Source organism: Pseudophaeobacter arcticus DSM 23566, assembly GCF_000473205.1.
Lineage (GTDB): Bacteria > Pseudomonadota > Alphaproteobacteria > Rhodobacterales > Rhodobacteraceae > Pseudophaeobacter > Pseudophaeobacter arcticus.
On record NZ_KI421507.1, the window covers coordinates 130,343 to 145,936 of the forward strand.

Consider the following 15,594-nt stretch of genomic DNA (forward strand, 5'->3'; position numbering starts at 1 on the left):
CAAAACTACCTGGGCGAGAATGTTTTTGCCATAAATTACAATCCTATACCATATGCAGTATGTAGTGGGGGCTGATAACACAATTATCTAAACTTTATTGAAAGTTTTATTATATTGTGACAGGATGGTGTTCTGGAAGCCGTAGTAACATTAGAACTGACGAGTTCGAAATTGTCGGAAATATCACGCACTTCCAAATCGCATATATGCCAATAGCTGCCTTGTTTTCTCGGACGTTTCCTGGGGGGGACTGCATTTGCGTACCAATGTATTGCCGCGTGTCGTTACACGAAATCACAAAGTTATCCTTATTGCCGGTGGAGCCGGCTTTGTGGGATCGAACCTAAGCAGTCGATTGTTGGATGACGGACACGAAGTTATCTGCGTCGATAATTTTCAAACCGGTTGTAGGCGCAACATCGCGCCATTTTTACAGAGACGCAATTATCGCCTGATCCAGCACGACATTTGTAATCCGATTGATATATCGGGACCTGTCCATGAGATTTATAACATGGCCTGTGCTGCCTCACCCGATCGGTATCAGGAAGGTCCGATCCACACCTCCAAGACCTGTTTTCTAGGCGCGCTCAATTTGCTTGAGTTGGCCCGCAGCAAAAAAGCCCGGATTTTGCAATCCTCCACCTCGGAGGTCTATGGCGACCCGGAAATTTCGTTGCAGGATGAAAGCTACCGCGGCTGCGTCAATACCTGCGGCCCCCGCGCCTGCTATGATGAAGGCAAGCGCGTAGCGGAAACTTTGTTCTGGGAATATGGCGCGCACAAGGGGGTTGAAACGCGGATTGCCCGGATATTCAACACCTACGGTCCCAACATGGATCCAGAAGACGGACGCGTTGTGTCAAACTTCATCGTGCAGGCCCTAAAAGGAGAGGATCTGACCCTTTACGGCACCGGCACGCAGACCCGCTCTTTTTGCTATGTGAGTGATCTTGTTGACGGGTTGATCCAGCTAATGGCATCGGATGAGAAGATGCCGGTTAACCTGGGTAACCCCTGCGAATTTACCATGCTGGAACTTGCCGAAAAGGTCGTCAAAATGGTGCGGTCGCGGGCAGGCGTCACGTTCCGACCGCTGCCGCAGGACGATCCCAGACAACGCAAACCCAATATTGAGCGCGCCAAGAGGATTTTGGGATGGGTGCCGAAAGTGAGCCTGAACGAGGGGCTGAGCACCACAATTGAGTGGTACCGTGAACGATTGGCGGTGGATAAGGAAGCGGAGGCACCAGTAGGACAATGAGCCAGGCCTCCTCAATCCTTGTTACGGGCGGCGCTGGGTTTATCGGCTCGCATAGCTGCAAGGCCTTGAAAATGGCCGGGTATCTTCCCGTTGTTTTTGATAATTTGTCTACCGGACATGCAGAGGCCGTCCGTTTTGGCCCCTTCGTGCGGGGCGACATACGCGACTGCGATGCGGTTGTGGCCGCGATCTCAAAGCATAAGATCACTGCCATTTTGCATTTTGCAGCCTCCGCCTATGTCGGAGAAAGCGTGCAGCAGCCCAATGCCTATTACGACAATAACGTCGGCGGCATGATTTCATTGCTAAAAGCCGCAAGCGCAACCGGCATCAAGCGGATAGTCTTTTCATCAAGCTGTGCCACCTATGGTGTGCCCGAAACCTTGCCAATTGACGAGGCCACGCCACAGCTGCCGATCAATCCCTATGGTCGGACCAAGCTGATTGGCGAGCAGATGCTGGAAGATCTTGCCCGTGTGACAGATCTGACATTTGCCTGTTTGCGGTACTTTAATGCCGCAGGGGCGGACCCCGAAGGCCAGCTGGGCGAGCAACATGATCCCGAAACCCACCTTGTTCCACTTGCCCTGATGGTCGCGTCGGGGCAGCGGGATGTCTTGTCGATCTTTGGTGATGATTACCCAACGCCGGATGGAACCTGCATTCGCGATTATATTCACGTGGCTGATCTGGCCAGAGCGCATGTTCTGGCGCTGCAGCACCTGATGCGCGGAAAGCCGTCGATCAAGCTGAACCTGGGCAGTGGGAGGGGCCATTCGATCCTTGAAATCGTGCGCGCCATCGAGGCGAAGACCGGCCGGAAATTGCCTGTCCGGATTGAACCCCGTCGCGCTGGTGATCCACCCTCGCTGACAGCAGATCCTTCGCGCGCTGCCGAGGTACTGGGGTTTCGCGCCGAGCTGTCCTCGCTTGACCGGATTATTGAAGATGCAGCTCCCTGGTTCGGGCTGAAATGCAATGTCGCGGCCTGACCCCGGATATCACAACCTGTCCCGCATCATCGTGGGACGTAAACGGGTGCTGTTCTGGGCCCTGCTGGGGATATGGGCGGCGGCGACGCTCTGGTTCTGGACCTGGTGGTTTGCACCTGAACATATCGCGTCGCCCTGGCGGTTTGCACTGGTGACCGGGCTATTGGGGTGGCTGAGTTTCCTGCAATGCTATTTCATCTATTTTGCGATGCGCGCCGTTCGCTCCAGCGCGCCCGATCCCGTACCGGGGCAGTTCCGCGTGGCGATGATCGTGACCAAGACGCCCTCAGAGCCGTTTGAGGTTGTTCAGACCACCCTTGAGGCGATGCTGGCACAGGACTATCCCCATGATACCTGGCTGGCAGATGAAGATCCCAGCGCAGATACCATAGATTGGTGCAACCGCCACGGTGTCAGGATTTCCAGTCGCAAGGGGGTTGAAGACTATCACCAGGCGGTCTGGCCAAGGCGAACACGCTGCAAGGAAGGCAATCTTGCCTATTTCTACGATCACTGGGGCTATGCGAAATACGATATCGTAAGCCAGCTAGATTCCGATCACGTGCCGCAGCCGGGATACCTGCGCGAAATGTTGCGCCCCTTTGCGGAGGCGGACGTGGGCTATGTAAGTGCGCCATCAATCTGTGCCTCGAATGCTTCCCGGAACTGGGCGGCGCGTACGCGACTGCACACCGAGGGGGCGTTTCACGGGGTGCTGCAGGCGGGTTATACCGCCGGGTTTGCGCCGATGTGCATCGGATCCCACTATGCCGTGCGGACCTGCGCCTTGCAGGAGGCTGGCGGCTTGGGCCCTGAACTGGCCGAGGATCATTCCACAACAATGCTGATCAATGCGGCAGGCTGGCGGGGGGTGCATGCGCTGGATGCGATTGCCATTGGCGACGGCCCGACAACGGTGGCCGATCTTGCTATTCAGGAATTCCAGTGGTCCCGCAGCCTGGTGACCCTGTTGTTGGTACATACGCCGCGCTATCTGCAACAAATGCCAATGCGGCTGAAATGGCAGTTCCTGTTTTGTCAGCTGCTTTATCCGATATTCGGTGTGACTTTTGTGCTGATGTATCTATTGCCGATCCTGGCGGTTGTGTTCGATTTCCGTTATGCGGAAATTACTTTCCCACAGTATGTGTTGCACGCGATGCCACAGATCGCGGCCTTGCTGCTGCTGGCAAGTGCGCTGCGGCGGCTCAAGGTCTTCCGGCCGGTGGATGCCCCCCTTATCAGCTGGGAACGGACCTTGTTCCTGATGCTGCAATGGCCCTGGGTTTTGTGGGGCTGCATTTCGGCCGTGCGGGACAGTTTGACAGGGCGCTTTGTCGATTTCCGGATCACCCCCAAGGGCGACACCGGGCCAACCCGTTTGCCGGTCAAGGTCTGGGCAGTCTATGCGATTCTGGCTTTGGGGTGTATCCTGCCCGTATTGCTGGCCGGAAACCTGGAACAGGCGCAGGGGTTTTATCTTCTGACGTTATTTTCCGGGAGCCTTTATACCGCGACGCTCTCCGTGACGGTGTTGAGACATTTTCACGAGAACGGATGGCCCGTGAAACTGCAGTGGCGCGATGTTGTGGTGCAGGCAGGTGTTGTCGCCACCACAGCGGCTTTGCTGTTTAGCGCCTTTACGATCCGCGCAGCAGAAAGCGTCTATGCGCTGTCGATTGGCCTTGAACCGGTGACGATCGTTGAGGTGCAGGTCAACGTCGCGGGAGCGGGTAGCGCAAGTCGTGATCCGTTTGGATATAGATTTAATTTTGACTGGGGTGATGAAAGCGCCCCAGTGTGGTGACCAAAAAACAGGAGGACCGGGTCATGGAGCGTTTCAAACCAGTCTCTCGCGCTAGGCGCATGCTTGCGGTGGGGGCAATCGCGGGGGCTCCCTTCATTCTGGCCGCGGCGGCTATTCCGCCAGGCAGCATGCCCTATGGCGCATTTGATCCTGTAGGGGATTACAGCGAGGAAACCGATGTGATGATCGAGCATGTCTTCCTGCCGTGGGAGGACGTGTCGCTGATTTCCCTGCTGGATGCCGATGAATATGCGCTGGAGCGCGGGCGTGCCCTGATGGTCACGGTGGAACCCTGGACCTGGACGGTGGACGAGCGCAACACACCGGAATTTCTGCGCAATGGCATCCTGAATGGCTATTATGATGCAAATATGCGCGGCATCTGCCAGGTGCTCAAGGATCTGCAAAGCCCGATCTCTGTGCGGTGGGGGCAGGAAATGGAGCGCGATGAAGGCCAGTTCATCTGGTCAGGCTGGGAACCGGAGGACTATATCACCTCGTTCCAGCGGATGATTGATATCTGCCGGGACCAGGCCCCCGAAATCAGCGTTGTCTGGTCACCTGCAGGGGATGACGGGCTGGAGAAATATTATCCGGGTGACGACTACGTCGACCTTGTAGGCCTGTCGATTTTTGGGCTCGAGCAATGGGAGACCGACATTCTAGGCGGGGCGCGCAAGTATCAGCAGTGGCTGGACGAAACCTATGCCCGCGTAGCCGTCTTTGATAAGCCGGTCATCGTTGCGGAGCTTGGCTATGCCGGCAGTGCCGCCTATGTGACGCAATGGGAAGGTGAAGTCCGACAGCCCCAGCCCGAAAAACCGCTGTTGTCTGGTGTTGTCTACTTCAACCAAAAAGAGGTCTATCCTTGGCCAGATGGCTATGGTTTGCCAGATTGGCGCCTGGAAAACCGGGTGATCAGCAATTAGCGAGAATTCGCCACTCATAGAGTCGCCACAAATCAACCGTTGCTTAACCATATATATGCCCTAATTTAGCGCAACAAAGGTGGGGAGCCACCGAAACAAAGCTAGAGGCAGCGAGCAATGTTTATCAAGACGGCGACGGATTGGGTGTCAGTGACACTCAGTGTTGGACTTATTGTGGCGATTTCTGCGGTGCCGATCACTGCAGTTGCCGAGCCAGAGACACCGCGCATTCAGACTGTTTCTGGTTTCGACTGGATGGCCAACGGCAAGAACGCGAGCACGCGCGAAGCACGTGCACGTCGGGCTGCACGTCGGGCCTCATTGATGAGCACGCGTGGCGGCGCCACGTGGATTTGTTCTCCGGCGGGGTTTGGTCAACCTTCACGCTGCTATCGCAGCTAGGCTTTGACCGCCGCGATACTGGGTCCAATCTGAACGACACTCCCAACAAGATCTAACCTATCCGTTGTGCGCTGCGAGGCTGCAGGCAATCGGGTTGCCCTGCGGCTAGGTACGCCGCGAATGTGGGGGCGATGTATGGAAACGGCGTTCTGCCAAAAGACGCCATAGCTCAGGACAACTCCCCATAACCGCGCCGACACCCCGGATTGGACTGCTGGGTGTCGTACGGGTCGGCAGCCCGCTGTGAATCCGGTGTCAGGGCGGGGGGTCTTACCGCTGAGCCAGCAACTCTCCAATGATTTTGGGTTGCATAACGGTATCACGACAGGGGTGTGCATAGGGCAGTGTCCGGCAGGCTCTTGATAGGGCTTTCAGGGTGCGCCTACCTGCATATCCGTCCGGAGGGCCAACAGCCTTGCCTTGTTGTTTGAGCCTTGATTGCAGTACGTAAATTGCAAAATTCGGGTTGCTTGCAAAGATATCCATGCCAAAGTCGGGGGTCTTCAGGTCTGGTCGGCTTTCAAATTCCGTGGTGAATTCATCAAACTGGTCAAAACGCCGCGTGCCCGCCAGCTTTAGGGTAAAGCCCAGCCGCTCCCGATCCGCCGGGTCAAGAAGGTGGGAATATTGCTCTAGGTAAATTGCAGCCTGTTCCGGTGCCTTTCTGACATTGAGCCGGTTGCCATCGCGGACCAGCTGGATCAGGAATTTGGCGGCGTCGGCGTTGCCATCCGCTGATGCCTGCTCCAGCATGTGGATCGCATCCGGGCCGCTTGCGCGCATATTGATGCCGTATAGCTGGCGCAGAGCCTCCAGCTTGGCGACACTGGTTTCCCCCGCCGCACGTGCCTTTTCGGCAAAGGTTTCAAATTGTCCGCGCCGGTCCTTTCCAAGGAAGCCGAACATCGCACCTTCAGCCAGGGTTGCCCAGGCGGCGCCGGTCCCCAGCTCACCACTTTGGATCAGCAGGGCTTTTGCAGCCTTGGGATCAACCCGGCGCCACATCATATCCGCGCCGAGGTGGTGGAGCCCCTCGCCATTGCCCGCCTTTGCGGCTTCTATGAAAAGTGCGCTGGCGCGGGGCCGGTCTTTTGGCAGGCTGCCGCCGTAAAGCAACAGTGAGCCAAGAGCAATCTGGGCCTTTGCATCGCCCGCGTCCACGGCACGTTCCAGTAGCAGGACTCCGGCTGCAATGTCTTGGTCCATGATCCGGCCATCAATAAGTTGTTCACCCAGGATGCGCATCGCATCCGGGCTTCCCTTCATCGCTGCTGAATTCAGATAGGTCTGCGCCTTGATCGGGTCGGCCGGTGTGCCTTCCCCCCACAAGAACGCCCGTCCCAGGGTTTCCTCTGCCAGCCGATTGCCTTTGCCGGCGGCCGCCTGCAAGAGACGCAGCCCCGTTTCCGGGTCAGCCTCGACATAAAACCCATCCAGCAAAACTTTGCCCAACACCGCTTGCGCTGCCGTGTGTTCCGCATTTGCCGCTTGTGAAATCAGCGCCATCCCCCGGGCCTTGTCTTGGGGCAGACCCCTGTTGCCATAAAGCAGGATCTCGCCAAGCTGAAGTTGCGCCTCAACGGCCCCCGCATCTGCGGCAGCATTCTGCAAGGCTTCAAACTCAAGTGTTTGGGCGTGGAGGGCAGGCCCGGTTGTACTGATAAATACAACAAGACTGATGCCAATCATTTTTAAGTGAGAAGGGCGTGTAGACATTTTATTCCCCCCAATATTTGCCCAACTATTAGACGCCTTTGGGGGTGTATTTGTCAAATGAATACGGCAGGCATAAATTTATGATCATAAAATGCCATGAGGGGGAGAATTGTGATTGTTGGTTTTCTAATTTTGCCGAAATTACTATAGCGTGTAAATCTGCAGTGAAATTCTAATTCAAGTCGTTCCCAATAGGGTTGACCTGAAGGATTCATGAATATTCCAGCGTATATGTACCTGAATACAGGAATAGGCAGGCAGAGATCATCTGGCGGAGATCATAAAGTGAAAATAATAGTCCGCTAATTTTCCCGGCTGGAAACTTGAAGGGCCTCCATTCTACTTAGAATTCTGTCAAATGCCCGACCCGTTGCGGTCAGGGTCAGATCATCATTGACCAGGTTCAGCTGCGGATTGTGACCATGCCAAGTATAGGGATTGGCCGCAAACCAGGCATGTCTTTCCACGAATGACAGACCCTCCATCATGTGGATTGCCTCTTCAACAAATTTGGCATTCTTCTGATAGGTTGTGGTTCCGGGGCGGTGCCAGTCAACATAGGCAAATTCAGTAACCCAGATGGGGCGATTGTATTCCGCGTGTACGGCTTTCAGCCAGTCGCGAAACTCTGTCACGCTTCCGTTTTCAGAGTAGTAATGTACCGCCATGAAATCAACGCGCAGCCCGCGCGCTTCCACTTCGTTCATGAAGCGGCGTTGCCAGGAATTTTTCCCCAGGGTTCCGCCCTGTTTGGTGGCAGGGCTGCCAAGGCGAAGGCCGCGCCGTTCCAGCTTGGGCCACAGTTTGATCGCACGCGCAACAGACAGCCTGCGTTCGCCGTCTGGTTCGTTGAAACCCAGAAGATGCCGCAGGGGGAGGTCAGATTGTATCGGCTTGTCCACATCCGACACATTGTGGATCATGGGGACGAATTCCACACTGCGCTGATGGCGGGATCTGGAATACATCTGATCGGGGCGCCAGTTGTAATACCAGCCAAGTGCCGGCGTATCTTCCAGCCAGTTCAACATGGTGTAACTGGAGTTTTCCCAGGCGCCGACGCCGGCCTTCTGAGCGTCTGCTGGTCCAACCATCATCATGGCCAAAAGTGTCGCAAACACATAGCGCAGCATGGGCCAGCCTCTCCAAGTTGTTGTCAACTCAAGCCACCTGACACGGCTTGGGGTGCAGGTGGTCTAACGTGTTAGAGTGGCCATTCTGGGGCGAGAAATAGGTGGAAATCGTTAATTCTGGCGCTTGGTTTTGGTCCTGCAGTCCGATTTTATGCTTAAGTATTGAGGCAACTTTTGAAGAGTTGACTGCTGAGGTGGAAATCTCGATCACGTTTCAAAACCCTTTGGAACCGTTTGGGCCTGTCTTCTCGGCGCCACTATCACTGCCAGGCTCTGTTGCACAAATCGGGGTCTGATCGTAGTTCCGGTTTTCTCGGACGGGTTTATTCCGCGCGCTCTGTGACATGTATGCCAAGCGCGGTGGAACCGTTCCGCACGGCAATACGGACTTGTAATTCGGCCACCAGTTGATCGAAATTGCGGACCAGCAATGCCTACCCAGCAGTGCTTCAACGCTGGCAGGTGAGGATGGCGGCCCCTCTGAACCGCAGCTAAAGCAGCTATTTGCCGCGATCTTGGAAGCGGAAAATCTGGCTGCCTGGTCTGGCCGACTGGTCTGGCGGACTGGTCTGGCCGATTGGTCTGGCGGACTGGTCTGGCCGATTGGTCTGGCGACCTGATCTGACGGACGGGCTGGAAGTACAGTTTCTGATCACCGGCCGGGGACTTCGGGGTCCCTGGTTCCCTGGTTCACGGGCAAAGCTGCGATGACCGCTTTGTGTGTCCCAAGCCTGGTCATGCGCCTACATTTGAGCTGAGCAACTCAGGCAGTGCAGACCGCGACCTGGCCTGTGCTCAGACCACCAGGCCCTGGCTGCGCAATTGCGCGATTTCGGTGGCGATCACGTCCGAGAATGCCTTCCCCACCGCGCTGAGGGGGCGGTCCCGGGGGGTGAATTGAGCGATGTCCCAACTGATAGTTGGAAGGAGCGGCCGATCCACCACCCGGGCCGGATCCAGCAGGCGACAGGCCACTGGATCGATGATGGCCAGCCCCAACCCCATTTCTACCAGTTTGACCACACCGCGTAGATTGCGCATCTCGGCGGTGATGTTTCGCTGCACGTCGATGGTCTGCATCAGGTAATCCACCCGGGTGCGCAGCGGGCTGCCCGGAGCCAGATCGACAAAGCTCTCGCGGCGCAGGCGGGGCAGGGGGATTTCGCCGGGTTGATTCAACGGATGATCCACCGGCAGGATGCAACGCGCTTCGCAGCGGGCCAGAGTGCGGGCAGTGGCACCAAAGGACTCGGCCTCCAGGGTGATGCCAAGGGCGAGATCGCAGCTGCGTTCGGCGATCATGCGCATCATTTCCTCCATGCCGACATCGACCAGACGGATGCTGACGCCCGGGTGGCTGCGGCGGAATACGGCAATGGCATCCAGAAGAAAGGTGTCGCAGAACACCGGCTGGGCTGCGATCACCAGATGGCCGAGCTGCTTGTTGGCGATGGCGGTGGCTTCCTCTTGGATGTCGCGCATGGCGGCCAGGGCGCGTTGCACCGTCAGGTGATATTGAAAGGCCTCGGGGGTTGGGGCCAAACGGTTGCGTTTCCTCAGGAAAAGAGAAAATCCCACGTGTTCTTCAAGCGCGCTGAGCAGGCGGCTGACGGCAGGTTGGCCCAGCCCCATGACTTCACCGGCAGTCTGGACGCTGCCCAGGCGCATGAAGGCATCAAAGGCCTCGAGTTCCCGTAACTTGATCATCTTGATGCTCCCTCAGTATTCGTTTTTAACATACTGAAAGCGTTGCTTGTCAATATAGGAATACTGTGGAAGAGGAAGCGCATCGTGAATTCCGGTCGGGCTCCCGGCCGCATTGTGGGAGGATACCATGAAAAAACTCATCTCTGGCCTTGCTCTGGCCGTCTCGATGGCCGCTGGCGCTGCCGTGGCCGCCGACTACCCTGAAAAGGCTGTTACCCTGGTGGTACCCTATGGCCCCGGCGGTGCCTCCGATCTGGCAGGGCGCGCCCTCTCCGAAAGCGCAAAGCCCTATCTGGGCCAGCCAGTGACCGTGGTGAACAAGCCCGGCGCAGGCGGTATGAACGGCGCGCGTTTCGTTTCCGACGCGGATGCGGATGGCTACACGATGCTGCTGGCCCGTGTTGGCATGGCGCTGACCCCGGCAGTGAACCCGCAGGCGACGGTTGACTGGGACGACTACACCTTTGTTGGCGGCCTGGAAGCCACCCCGATGATCCTCGCGGTGAAGGGCGATGCGTCCTATGACAGCGTGCAGGATCTGGTCGCCGCAGTGAAAGCAGCCGAGGGCCGCATGGCCTATGCGGCCTCCGGTGCCACCGCGATCGACGGGTTTACCGTGCAGTCGCTGCTGTCCGACGCCGGTCTGGACCCGCTGACCGCCGCGACCCTGGTGCCCTACAAGGGCGGTGGCGCATTGGCGACCGCGCTTCTGGGTGGCCATGTGGATTTCCTGGCGATCTCGGCGGGCTCGCTGATGCCGCATATCGAGAGCGGCAGCATGAAGCCGCTGATGGTCTTTGCCCCCGAGCGCATGGACAAGCTGCCCGATGTTCCGACAGCTGCCGAGCTGGGGTTTGAGCAGGCCGGTCAGGTCACCGGCTGGAGCGCGCTTTATGCGCCCAAGGGTCTGCCTGAGGACGTGATCGCCAAGTGGCAGGACGTGCTGGGCCAGATGGCCACCGACGAAACCTGGCTGACCCTGGCGGAACGCCGCGGTTCCATCTCGACCGTGGGCGCCGTGGATATGCCTGCCTATGCCAAGGCGCAGTACGAACTGTTCAACGGCCTGGCAAAGAAGTTCGGCTACCTACCGGCTGAATAAGTCCATAGCGCCTTTACTCACAAGACTGGAGCGGCCCCGCCCCCTACCGGGCTGGCGGGGCTGCGCCTCCTTCAGCGAAAGATCGAGCGATGACCAAACCTCTCTTTCGCGGCCTTTTGATCGCAGCCGTTTTTGCCCTAGTGGCCGCCGTGCTGATCCCGGTCTATGTGCCGCGCCCTGCATTCATTCCCGGATTTGCCCCGCCGCCCGACATGTGGCCGCGCACGGTGGCGCTGATCGGAACTGGCCTGGGCCTGCTGGCCATTTTCCAGGCGGTACTGGGCCGCGGCCTGCCTGACGAAGCTCCAGTCAAAACCGATGGCGCCCCTGTGGCGACCATGGTGCTGCGGGCTCTTGGCGCCATGGCTGCCTTTACCGGCTTTGTTCTGATGGTGCCATTGGCGGGCTTTCCGATTGCGGCGATGGCTCTGACTGGGCTTTGCATCCTGCTGACCGGCGAGCGCGGCCACGTCCTGTGGGCGCTGGCAATTTCCATCCTGGGACCGCTCATCCTGCTGGCCTTTTTCCAGCAGGCGCTTGGCACGCAATTTCCCAAAGGGTTGCTGACGACGGCGATCGGGATCTGAAGGGACTGACAACATGATGAATGACATTCTGATCGCCTTGCAGGCGGTCGCCACACTTGAAAACCTGCTGATCATGGCTGCCGGTATCTGGGGCGGTGTGATCATTGGCGCCATTCCCGGCATGACCGGAACCATGGCGGTGACGCTGGCGCTGCCTTTTACCTTTTACATGGCACCGGTGCCCTCGATCCTGCTGCTGGTCGCGCTCTACAAGGGATCGACCTATGGTGGCTCGGTTTCAGCCATCCTGATCAAGACGCCGGGCACCGCCTCGGCCGCCTGCACCGCACTGGACGGCTATCCGCTGGCGCAGCAGGGCAAGGCGGGCAAGGCGCTGAATATGGCGCTCTATTCCTCGGTCACCGGCGATTTCATCTCGAACCTGTCGCTGATCTTCCTCGCCGCGCCGCTGGCGCTGCTGGCGCTGCGCGTTGGTCCCCCGGAGTATTTCATGCTGATGCTCTTTGCCCTGACCACAGTTGCCGGGGTGTCCGGAAACTCGCTGCTGCTGGGGCTGGTATCGGCCGCCATGGGCCTGCTTTTGACCACCGCCGGAGAAGACATGTACGGCTCGTTCCGCTTTGCCTTTACCGATGACATGCAGGCGGGACTGTCGGTGGCGCCTGTGCTGATCGGTCTGTTTGCGCTGCCGGAACTGATCAAGATGATCGTCATGCGGGCGGCGCCTGACAAGGAAACCGCCAAGCTGGGCGATCAGAGCGTCAGCCGCGCCGAATTCCTTGGATCGCTGAAATCAATCCTGCGCGGCAGTTCCATCGGTGTGATTTTGGGCGCGATCCCGGGCATTGGTCCCTCGGCGGCGGCCTTCTTCTCTTACGGCGAAGCGCAGCGGAGCTCGAAGAACGGCAAGAACTTTGGCAAGGGAGAGCTGGAAGGTATTGCCGCCTCAGAAAGCGCCAACAACGGGGCCTGCGGGGCGACGATGATCCCGCTTCTGGCGCTGGGCGTGCCCGGTGATGTGATCACCGGGGTGATGTTGGGCGCCTTCATGATCCAGGGCCTGACCCCCGGTCCGCTGCTGTTCCAGACCAACATGCACGAGATCTACATGCTGTTCATCGGTATGCTGTTCTCCTCGGTGCTGCTGTTTGGTGCGGGCAAGCTGACGATGCGGATGTTCTCTTATGTGGCGCATATTCCGCAGACCCTGCTGACGCCGACGGTGCTTCTTTTGTGCCTGTTCGGGATCTATTCGATCTCATCCAGTATGTTTGACGTGACGGTGCTTTTGGTGATGGGCTGCGTAGGCTTTGCCATGTTCCTGCTGAATATCCCGGCAGCCCCCTTCCTTATCGCCTTTATTCTGGGGCCGATGATCGAAGAGAACCTGCGCCGGGCGCTGGCCCTGTCGCGCGGCGAGCCGGGCATTCTCCTGTCCTCCCCGATCACCTGGGTGTTTGCTGCCCTGATCGTTTTTGTGGTGGGCCTGACCGTGCGCCGCGAAATCCACAAATCCAAAGACCGAAAGGCCCTGATCTCATGAGCCAGCCTGCGCGCGCCATCACCCCCAGCCATCCGCAACTGGAAACGGCCAAACAGCACCTGGGTGAGCTGATCAGCTTTGACACCGTGTCGAAGAATTCGAACCGGGCCTTGATCGACCATATGGCGGTCCAGTTCGGCAGGTTGGGGGCCGAGATCACCTTCTTGCCCGACGCGACCGGGGAGAAGGTGAATCTGGTGGCGCGGTTTGGCCCCGAAGGCCAGCCGGGGGTGGTCCTGTCGGGGCATACCGATGTGGTTCCCGCCGAGGAAGACAGCTGGCTCACGCCGCCCTTTGCCATGCAAGAGCGCGACGGCCGCCTCTACGGGCGCGGGGCCTGTGACATGAAGGGTTTCGCGGCCTGTGTCATGGCTGCAGCACCAGCCATTGCCGCCGCAGATCTACAGCGTCCGCTGTACCTCTGCTTTTCCTATGACGAAGAGGTCGGCTGCCTTGGCGCACCGGATATCGCCCGCCATCTGGCGGCGTTGCCGGTGCCCCCTGAGTTCGCCATTATCGGCGAACCCTCTGAGATGAAGCTGGTTACCGGCCAGAAGGGCAAGATCGCCATGCGCGCAACTGTCACCGGCACCTCGGGGCATTCGTCCTTTTCGCCGCGCCATGTGAACGCAGTGGAATACGCCGGCCGGGTGCTGCAACTGATTACCAAACGGGCGGCAGAGTATGAGACCGCGGGACCGTTTGACCGGGAATTCACCGTGCCTCATGCGACCTTGCTGGCGACCATGATTTCGGGCGGAGTGGCCACCAACGTGACCCCGGATCATTGCAGTTTTACCTTCGAATTGCGTTCGATAGGGGAGAATGACCCCGAGGGAGAGATGGCGGCCCTGATCGAAAGCGCCGGTGAAATCAACGCCGAAATGCAGCAGCGAGCGCCCGGATGCGGCATCGCATTTAGTCGCATCTTCGCCTATCCGGCGATGAACGACGCTCGCAACAGCGCTGGTTTTCGCACACTGGCGGATCTGATGCCCGAATATGGCGGTAAGGTTTCCTACGGCTCCGAAGGGGGCGTGTTCGAACAAATCGGTGGTATCCCCTCTGTCATCGTGGGCCCGGGTTCGATTGAACAGGCACATAAGCCCAATGAATTTGTCGAGATCAACCAGATTGAGAACTGCCTGGAGTTCCTGGACGGGCTCACCGCGCGCCTGAGTGGGGTTTGAAACTGACCTGAACCGTCGCAAGACACGCAAACGGATGGGCCGGGGTGAATACTCCGGCCTTTTGCCTGCGAGCCTTGCCTTGCCCTTGTGGGATGCCGCAGAAATATAGCGGCGCACCGCAGCAAGACTGTGCGTCCGACAAAGAAGCCCGCGATGAAAAGTCGCCAGCTTTGCAAGGCCAGCGCTGTTTGGTCTGTTGCACAGTCAACGTCTGGTCGCTGCGTGTTTTTGTGCCCGCCATTTGTGCCCGCCATATGGGGCTAGATGGCGTGGAAACAGGCCCCGTTGAAATCGTCAGATCGGTGTCAACGCATCCGGCAGGACCTGGCCTGCCGTGTTGAAGAAGAAATCGATCAGAGCGTTTTTTTCATCGGCAAGGGCAAAGACGACCTCGTCCACGCGAGAGCGGAATTCCGGGACACTGATCCGGCGCACGGTGTCTGCTCTGTAGGTTCCATAGCGCCACATGAAACCGACACCGATCCCAAGCGCCACTGCTTCGTAGACCGCATCGCGGGTGTCCGCAGTCAATCGCGGTTCCGGGACCAGGCCCGCTTGCCGGAAGCCACGGTCGACCACCTTCTGAGTGGAGGACCCCGGAGACCGGAACACCAGCGGGCTGGCTGCAAGCTGCGTCAGCGACACCTCACTTTTCTGCGCCATCGGGCTATCTGGTGACACGATTGCCACGACTTCCTGCGAAAGGACTGGAAGGCGGCGGAAGCGCGGATCAGCGGGCAGGTCGGGCAGGAGGGCAACGTCGACCTCGCGGCGGGACACGGCAGCCATGATCTCTTGATGTGATCCGCTTTCGACTGTCACCGTCAGCGATGGGTTCAGATCAAGCACGCGGCTGACAATGGCGATACCGGGCATCGAGTTCCCGAGCCCGATCCGCAGGCGGTGTTTGCCCGAGGGGCCGCGCCGCGCCAGGACACGTTCGGCGTCCCCCTGAGCCCGCTGCATGCGATGCGCGATGTCGCAGAGTTCCAGGCAAGCGGGGGTAGGGGTCATCACCCCACGCAGCCTGTCGAACAGGTGGATGTCATAGGCGCGTTCCAGATCGCGGACCTGCTGCGCGACAGCGCTGTGGGAAATGCCGATTCTCCGTGCGGCGGCGGAGTAGGACCCCTCTTCGGCAACCGCCGTGAGGGCCCGCAAACGCGAAAGCGACAGGCCCGAGGCCGTTTCTGAAACCGATACCTTCATGACCTGCAACATAAGCTTTCATCCGTAACACCCCGGTTACAGTTGGGCGACA

General features: G+C 58.5%; 14 protein-coding genes and 1 pseudogene. 10 read left to right on the forward strand and 5 right to left on the reverse strand.

Translation table 11 applies throughout. The features are described 5' to 3' along the window. The first annotated feature begins 256 nt into the window (after positions 1–256). The 5 genes from ARCT_RS25435 to ARCT_RS27875 all read left to right on the forward strand — a co-directional run bounded on the left by ARCT_RS25435 (position 257) and on the right by ARCT_RS27875 (position 5,394). Positions 257–1,264, forward strand: coding sequence for a UDP-glucuronic acid decarboxylase family protein (locus tag ARCT_RS25435; RefSeq protein ID WP_205855517.1), 1,008 nt, complete (start codon positions 257–259; stop codon positions 1,262–1,264). Continuing rightward, positions 1,261–2,256 (forward strand): UDP-glucose 4-epimerase GalE, encoded by a 996-nt coding sequence (gene galE / locus ARCT_RS0104715; RefSeq protein ID WP_027239026.1) that lies wholly within the window; start codon positions 1,261–1,263, stop codon positions 2,254–2,256. The genes ARCT_RS25435 and galE overlap by 4 nt, the downstream gene beginning before the upstream one ends. Then, positions 2,243–4,063 carry a glycosyltransferase gene (locus ARCT_RS25440; protein WP_051360545.1) on the forward strand — a complete coding sequence of 607 codons (1,821 nt, stop codon included), beginning with the start codon at positions 2,243–2,245 and terminating at the stop codon, positions 4,061–4,063. Before galE ends, ARCT_RS25440 begins: the two co-directional genes overlap by 14 nt. 23 nt (positions 4,064–4,086) lie before the next feature. Further along, the gene (locus ARCT_RS0104725; RefSeq protein ID WP_027239027.1) at positions 4,087–4,992 is read left to right on the forward strand and encodes a glycoside hydrolase family 26 protein; all 906 of its coding nucleotides are present in this window, start codon (positions 4,087–4,089) and stop codon (positions 4,990–4,992) included. A 117-nt stretch (positions 4,993–5,109) separates the two neighbouring features. Further along, positions 5,110–5,394: a hypothetical protein gene (locus ARCT_RS27875; protein WP_154665312.1), complete on the forward strand. Its 285-nt coding sequence runs from the start codon at positions 5,110–5,112 to the stop codon at positions 5,392–5,394. Positions 5,395–5,664: 270 nt separating this feature from the next. Here ARCT_RS27875 and ARCT_RS0104730 read toward each other — a convergent pair whose 3' ends face one another. The 3 genes and pseudogenes from ARCT_RS0104730 to ARCT_RS27880 all read right to left on the reverse strand — a co-directional run. Beyond that, positions 5,665–7,110 (reverse strand): tetratricopeptide repeat protein, encoded by a 1,446-nt coding sequence (locus tag ARCT_RS0104730; RefSeq protein ID WP_154665313.1) that lies wholly within the window; start codon positions 7,108–7,110, stop codon positions 5,665–5,667. 302 nt (positions 7,111–7,412) lie between these two features. Beyond that, positions 7,413–8,243 carry a glycosyl hydrolase gene (locus ARCT_RS0104735; protein ID WP_036784411.1) on the reverse strand — a complete coding sequence of 277 codons (831 nt, stop codon included), beginning with the start codon at positions 8,241–8,243 and terminating at the stop codon, positions 7,413–7,415. 323 nt (positions 8,244–8,566) lie between these two features. Continuing rightward, positions 8,567–8,674 (reverse strand): annotated as a pseudogene (locus ARCT_RS27880) (IS5/IS1182 family transposase); the annotation flags it as partial. On the opposite strand from ARCT_RS27880, the gene ARCT_RS28330 reads away from it, so the two are divergent. Next, a complete protein-coding gene (locus ARCT_RS28330) occupies positions 8,651–8,863 on the forward strand; it encodes a hypothetical protein (RefSeq protein WP_027239030.1) in 213 nt (70 codons plus the stop codon). The pseudogene ARCT_RS27880 and the gene ARCT_RS28330 overlap by 24 nt on opposite strands. A gap of 175 nt (positions 8,864–9,038) precedes the next feature. On the opposite strand, the gene ARCT_RS0104745 is transcribed toward ARCT_RS28330, so the two are convergent. Next, the gene (locus ARCT_RS0104745; RefSeq protein ID WP_036784416.1) at positions 9,039–9,950 is read right to left on the reverse strand and encodes a LysR family transcriptional regulator; all 912 of its coding nucleotides are present in this window, start codon (positions 9,948–9,950) and stop codon (positions 9,039–9,041) included. Between the two features lie 127 nt (positions 9,951–10,077). Here ARCT_RS0104745 and ARCT_RS0104750 point away from each other — a divergent pair, with 127 nt between their 5' ends. The 4 genes from ARCT_RS0104750 (at position 10,078) to argE (ending at position 14,333) form a co-directional block, all read left to right on the forward strand. Next, positions 10,078–11,052 carry a Bug family tripartite tricarboxylate transporter substrate binding protein gene (locus ARCT_RS0104750; protein ID WP_027239032.1) on the forward strand — a complete coding sequence of 325 codons (975 nt, stop codon included), beginning with the start codon at positions 10,078–10,080 and terminating at the stop codon, positions 11,050–11,052. 89 nt (positions 11,053–11,141) lie between these two features. Continuing rightward, positions 11,142–11,639, forward strand: coding sequence for a tripartite tricarboxylate transporter TctB family protein (locus tag ARCT_RS0104755; RefSeq protein ID WP_027239033.1), 498 nt, complete (start codon positions 11,142–11,144; stop codon positions 11,637–11,639). Between the two features lie 13 nt (positions 11,640–11,652). Further along, complete coding sequence (locus ARCT_RS0104760; protein WP_027239034.1) at positions 11,653–13,143, forward strand: tripartite tricarboxylate transporter permease; 1,491 nt, start codon at positions 11,653–11,655, stop codon at positions 13,141–13,143. Then, a complete protein-coding gene (argE, locus tag ARCT_RS0104765) occupies positions 13,140–14,333 on the forward strand; it encodes an acetylornithine deacetylase (RefSeq protein WP_051360546.1) in 1,194 nt (397 codons plus the stop codon). Before ARCT_RS0104760 ends, argE begins: the two co-directional genes overlap by 4 nt. Before the next feature lie 294 nt (positions 14,334–14,627). Here the strand turns inward: argE and ARCT_RS0104770 are convergent, their stop codons facing one another. Further along, positions 14,628–15,554, reverse strand: coding sequence for a LysR family transcriptional regulator (locus tag ARCT_RS0104770; RefSeq protein WP_240476249.1), 927 nt, complete (start codon positions 15,552–15,554; stop codon positions 14,628–14,630). Positions 15,555–15,594 lie beyond the last annotated feature (40 nt).